Source organism: Mycobacterium sp., from assembly GCF_050701515.1.
Taxonomy (GTDB): Bacteria; Actinomycetota; Actinomycetes; order Mycobacteriales; family Mycobacteriaceae; genus Mycobacterium.
Window position 1 is genome coordinate 1 of sequence record NZ_JBOGDB010000267.1, and the last position, 5,543, is coordinate 5,543.

Annotated in this window: 5 protein-coding genes; 3 read left to right on the forward strand and 2 right to left on the reverse strand. The window is 67.0% G+C overall.

Annotated elements, in window-relative coordinates; genetic code table 11:
- From ACRDU5_RS20000 to ACRDU5_RS20010, 3 genes are all read left to right on the forward strand, one after another.
- On the forward strand, positions 1-742 hold a 742-nt coding region (locus tag ACRDU5_RS20000; RefSeq protein ID WP_526616571.1), incomplete at its 5' end, for an enoyl-CoA hydratase.
- Between the two features lie 18 nt (positions 743-760).
- The gene (locus ACRDU5_RS20005) at positions 761-2,389 is read left to right on the forward strand and encodes an ABC-F family ATP-binding cassette domain-containing protein (protein WP_526616572.1); all 1,629 of its coding nucleotides are present in this window, start codon (positions 761-763) and stop codon (positions 2,387-2,389) included.
- A 97-nt stretch (positions 2,390-2,486) separates the two neighbouring features.
- The gene (locus tag ACRDU5_RS20010; protein WP_526616574.1) at positions 2,487-2,675 is read left to right on the forward strand and encodes a helix-turn-helix domain-containing protein; all 189 of its coding nucleotides are present in this window, start codon (positions 2,487-2,489) and stop codon (positions 2,673-2,675) included.
- Positions 2,676-2,686: 11 nt separating this feature from the next.
- On the opposite strand, the gene ACRDU5_RS20015 is transcribed toward ACRDU5_RS20010, so the two are convergent.
- Both ACRDU5_RS20015 and acnA read right to left on the reverse strand, forming a co-directional pair.
- Positions 2,687-3,250 carry a TetR/AcrR family transcriptional regulator gene (locus ACRDU5_RS20015; protein ID WP_526616575.1) on the reverse strand — a complete coding sequence of 188 codons (564 nt, stop codon included), beginning with the start codon at positions 3,248-3,250 and terminating at the stop codon, positions 2,687-2,689.
- Between the two features lie 16 nt (positions 3,251-3,266).
- A partial coding sequence (gene acnA, locus ACRDU5_RS20020) for an aconitate hydratase AcnA (RefSeq protein WP_526616576.1) occupies positions 3,267-5,543 on the reverse strand: 2,277 nt, incomplete at its 5' end.

Consider the following 5,543-nt stretch of genomic DNA (forward strand, 5'->3'; position numbering starts at 1 on the left):
GATGAACTCCATGGCGTTCGACGTCATGGTTCCGCTCAAGAAGGTCCTCGACGAGCTGACCTACGACAACTCCGTGCGGGTGGTCGTGCTGACCGGCGCCGGGCGGGGATTCTCGTCCGGCGCCGACCACAAGTCCGCGGGTGCCGTGCCGAACATCGACGGGCTGACCCGGCCGACCTTCGCGCTGCGCTCGATGGAGGTGCTCGACGACGTGATCCTGGCGCTGCGCCGGATGCACCAGCCCGTCATCGCCGCCGTGAACGGCGCGGCGATCGGCGGGGGACTGTGCCTGGCGCTGGCCGCCGACATCAGGCTCGCCGCCGACGGCGCGTTCTTCCGGGCGGCCGGCATCAACAATGGCCTGACCGCCAGCGAGCTAGGGCTGAGCTATCTGCTGCCCCGGGCGATCGGCTCCTCGCGGGCGTTCGAGCTGATGTTGACCGGCCGCGACCTCGACGCCGCGGAGGCCGAACGCATCGGGCTGGTGTCGCGCACCGCGCCGGGGGACGAGTTGCTCGACGTCTGTTACCAGATGGCCGACAAGATCGCCGCGTTCTCCCGGCCGGGAACCGAGTTGACCAAGCGCACACTGTGGACTGGACTGGACGCCGCTAGCCTGGAGGGGCACATGCAGGCCGAAGGCCTGGGACAACTCTTCGTGCGCCTGCTCACCGCCAACTTCGAAGAAGCGGTAGCCGCACGCGCGGAAAAGCGGCCCCCGAGCTTCACCGACGACAAATAACACCGCTAGGAGCGCAGCGTGATCACCGCAACGGACCTCGAGGTCCGCGCCGGCGCGCGCACGCTGCTGTCCGCGGACGGTTCGGCCCTGCGCGTGCAGCCCGGCGACCGCATCGGCTTGGTCGGACGAAACGGCGCCGGCAAGACCACGACCATGCGCATCCTGGCCGGCGAAGGCGAACCGTATGCCGGCACCGTCGCGCGGACCGGGGAAATCGGTTACCTGCCACAGGATCCCAAAGAAGGCAACCTCGACATGCTGGCCCGCGACCGGGTGCTGTCGGCCCGCGGCCTGGACACCCTGCTCGCCGATCTGGAGAAGCAGCAGGCGTTGATGGCGGAGGTCGCCGACGATGCGGCCCGTGACCGTGCGGTACGCCGCTACGGCCAACTCGAGGAGCGGTTCGCCGCGCTCGGCGGATACGGCGCCGAAAGCGAGGCGGGGCGCATCTGCGCGAGTCTCGGTCTGCCCGAACGTGTTCTGACCCAGCCGGTGCGCACGCTGTCCGGCGGTCAGCGCCGCCGGGTGGAGCTGGCCCGCATCCTGTTCGCGGCATCCGACACGGGGGCGGGCTCGGCCACCACGCTGCTGCTCGACGAGCCGACCAACCATCTCGACGCCGACTCGCTGGGCTGGCTGCGGGAGTTCCTGCGGGCACACACCGGAGGGCTGGTCGTGATCAGTCACAATGTCGAGCTGCTGGCCGACGTCGTCAACCGGGTGTGGTTCCTGGACGCCGTTCGTGGCGAGGTCGACGCCTACAACATGACCTGGCGCAAGTACCTGGATGCCCGCACCACAGACGAGCAGCGTCGCCGCCGTGAGCGCGCCAACGCCGAGCGCAAGGCCGCCGCGCTGCGCACCCAGGCCGCCAAGATGGGCGCCAAAGCGACCAAAGCTGTTGCGGCACAGAATATGCTGCGTCGCGCCGACCGAATGATGGCGGCGCTCGACGACGAACGGGTTGCCGACAAGGTGGCCAGAATCAAATTCCCAACTCCGGCGGCGTGCGGCCGCACCCCACTGGTCGCGAAGGGTTTGACGAAGACGTACGGATCACTGGAGGTGTTCTCCGGCGTCGATCTGGCCATCGACCGCGGCTCCCGCGTAGTGGTGCTTGGCCTGAACGGTGCGGGCAAGACCACATTGCTGCGCCTGCTGGCCGGGGTCGAGACGCCCGATACCGGGGCGCTGGAACCGGGCCATGGCCTCAAGGTCGGCTACTTCGCGCAGGAGCACGACACCCTCGACGATCTCGCCACGGTATGGGAGAACATCCGGCACTCCGCACCCGACACCCGCGAGCAGGACCTGCGAGGCTTATTGGGCGCGTTCATGTTCGGCGGGCCGCAGCTCGACCAGCCGGCCGGCACGCTGTCCGGTGGCGAGAAGACACGCCTGGCGCTGGCCGGTCTCGTCGCGTCCACGGCAAACGTGCTGCTGCTCGACGAACCGACCAACAATCTCGATCCGGCGTCGCGCGAACAGGTGCTGGACGCGCTGCGCAGCTACGTCGGCGCGGTGGTGCTGGTGACGCACGACCCGGGTGCCGCGGAGGCGTTGGCTCCGCAACGGGTGGTGCTGCTGCCCGACGGCACCGAGGACTTCTGGTCCGACGATTACGCCGACCTCATCGAGTTGGCCTGAGGCAATATCGCGCGCCGTTTCACGAATCCGCCCGCCGTTGGGTTAACGCTTCCTTACCCTGGGTATGCGTCGGGGCATCAACAGCGGGGAGGAGTCGATGAAGAAACTGAACAAGTCCCGGGATGAGTTGCTGCACGATCTGCGGCACGCGTACGAGGGTGGCGCAAGCATCCGTTCGCTCGTCGCCTCGACAGGTCGCTCGTATGGCTCCATACACAGCATGCTGCGTGAGTCCGGTACCAGGATGCGCAGCCGCGGTGGACCCAACCACCGCACCCGGCGATAGCCGGCGAGGAACTACTGCTGGCGGACCGACGCTTCGACGAGGTCGAGTACCGCCCTGAGCTTTTCGGGGTCGTCGCCGGAGGCCAGCCTCGCCACCAGTCCGTCGAGCACCAGGTCCAGGTAGGTCTGCAGCACGGCGCTGGGCACGTCGTCGCGCAGCCGCCCGGCCTGCTTCTGCCGACGCAGCCTTTCGGTGGTCGCCGCCGACAGTTCGGCCGACCGCTCCGACCATCCCCGGTGGAACGCGGGATCGTTGCGCAGCTTGCGCGCGATCTCCAGGCGAGTGGCCAGCCAGTCGAACTGATCCGGCGCCGCCAGCATGTCGCGCATGACCTGAATCAGGCCCTCGCGCGACGCGACATCGGCCATTCGTTCGGCGTCCTCGCGGGCGAGTTCGAAGAACAGGGTGTCCTTGTCCTTGAAGTGGTGGAAGATCGCGCCGCGCGACAGCCCGATGGTCTGCTCGAGCCGGCGCACGGTGGCCCTGTCGTAGCCGTACTCGGCAAAGCACCGCCGGGCGCCGTCCAAAATCTGACGGCGACGCGCCGCGAGATGGTCGTCGGTCACCCGGGGCAACGGAGCGCCTTGTCGTCTAGCCGGTCTTGAGCATGTTGCGCAGCACGTACTGCAGGATGCCGCCGTTGCGGTAGTAGTCCGCCTCACCGGGGGTGTCGATGCGCACTACCGCGTCGAACTCGACGTCGCCGGCCTTCACATGCACCGTCTTCGGGGTCTTGCCCTCGTTGAGCGCCTCGATGCCGGTGATGTCATAGGTCTCGGTGCCGTCCAATTTGAGACTCGACGCAGATTCTCCCTGGGGGAACTGGAGCGGGATGACGCCCATGCCGATCAGGTTGGAGCGGTGAATGCGCTCGAACGACTCGGCGATGACGGCGCGCACACCGAGCAGCCGAGTGCCCTTGGCCGCCCAGTCCCGTGACGATCCCGACCCGTACTCCTTGCCGCCCAGCACGACAAGCGGGATGTCCTGCGCCGCATAGTTTTGCGCTGCGTCGTAGATGAACGCCTGCTCGCCGCCATTGGTGAAGTCGCGGGTGTAGCCGCCGGACACGTCGTCGAGCAACTGGTTCTTGAGCCGGATGTTGGCGAACGTGCCGCGGATCATCACCTCGTGGTTGCCGCGCCGTGAGCCGTAGGAGTTGTAGTCCTTCTTCTCGACGCCGTGCTCGTCAAGATACTGCGCGGCCGGGGTGCCCGGCTTGATGCTGCCCGCCGGCGAGATATGGTCGGTGGTCACCGAATCACCCAGCAGCGCCAGCACTCTGGCGCCCTCGATGTCGGTCACCGGGTCCGGCTCGGCCGGCATCCCGTCGAAGTACGGGGGCTTGCGGACGTACGTCGAATCGGGATTCCACTCGAAGGTGTTGCCGCTCGGGGTGGGCAGGTTTCGCCAGCGGTCGTCGCCCTTGAACACGTCGGCGTAGTTCTTGGTGAACATATCGGTGTTGATCGCCGAGGCGATGGTGTCGTTGATGTCCTTCTGCGACGGCCAAATGTCCCGCAAGAAGACGTCCACACCTTCTTCATCTTTGCCCAGCGGGTCGGCCTCGAAGTCGAAGTCCATGGTTCCCGCCAGCGCGTAGGCGATCACCAGCGGCGGCGACGCGAGATAGTTCATCTTCACGTCGGGGTTGATGCGGCCCTCGAAGTTGCGGTTGCCGGACAGCACCGCGGCCACCGACAGGTCGGCGTCGTTGACGGCCTTACTGATCTCCTCGGGCAGCGGGCCGCTGTTGCCGATGCAGGTGGTGCAGCCGTAGCCAACCAGATAGAAGCCGAGCTTTTCCAGGTACGGCCACAGCCCGGCCTTGTCGTAGTAGTCGGTGACCACCTGCGAGCCCGGCGCCATCGTGGTCTTCACCCATGGCTTGGAGTTGAGCCCCTTCTCGACGGCGCTGCGGGCCAGCAGCGCCGCGCCGAGCATGACCTCGGGGTTGGAGGTGTTGGTACACGACGTGATGGCCGCGATCACCACTGCGCCGTGGTCAAGAACAAATGAGCCGAACTCGTCCGAATCGACCTCCACCGGCTTGGTTGGCCGGCCCTCGGCGTGGGCGGCCGCCGACACCACATCGGTCGACCCGTTCTCGGCGAACGACAGCACCGCAGGGTCGCTGGCCGGGAAGCTCTCCTCGACAGCCTCGTCAAGCTTGGTGTGCGGGTTCTCCGCGCCGTCTTCCACATAGTTGTGAATGTCGTTGCGGAAGGCGTTCTTTGCGTCGTTGAGCGCGATGCGGTCCTGCGGACGCTTCGGGCCGGCGATGGACGGGACCACGTCGGCCAGGTCCAGCTCGATGTACTCGGAGTACTTCGGCTCCCGCTTGGGGTCGTGCCACATGCCCTGTTCCTTGGCGTAGGCCTCCACCAGCGCAAGCTGTTCCTCGCTGCGACCCGTCATCCGCATGTAGTCGATCGTCACCTCGTCGATCGGGAAAATCGCTGCAGTGGAGCCGAATTCGGGGCTCATGTTGCCCAATGTGGCGCGGTTGGCCAGTGGTACTTCGGCGACGCCTTCGCCGTAGAACTCGACGAACTTGCTGACCACGCCGTGCTTGCGAAGCATCTCGGTGACGGTGAGCACCACGTCGGTGGCGGTGACGCCCGGCTGTCGCTCGCCGGTCAGCCTGAACCCGACGACCCGGGGGATCAGCATCGACACCGGCTGGCCGAGCATGGCCGCCTCGGCCTCGATGCCGCCGACGCCCCAACCCAGCACGCCGAGGCCGTTCTCCATGGTGGTGTGCGAGTCGGTGCCCACGCAGGTGTCCGGGTAGGCCACGCGGATTTCTTCGCCCGCCCGGCCGCGTTCCCACACGACGCGGGCCAGGTATTCGATGTTGACCTGGTG

Excerpts from the sequence above, each read along its gene's own strand:
- ACRDU5_RS20010 (WP_526616574.1), top strand. The coding sequence starts at position 2,487 with ATGAAGAAACTGAACAAGTCCCGGGATGAGTTGCTGCACGATCTGCGG.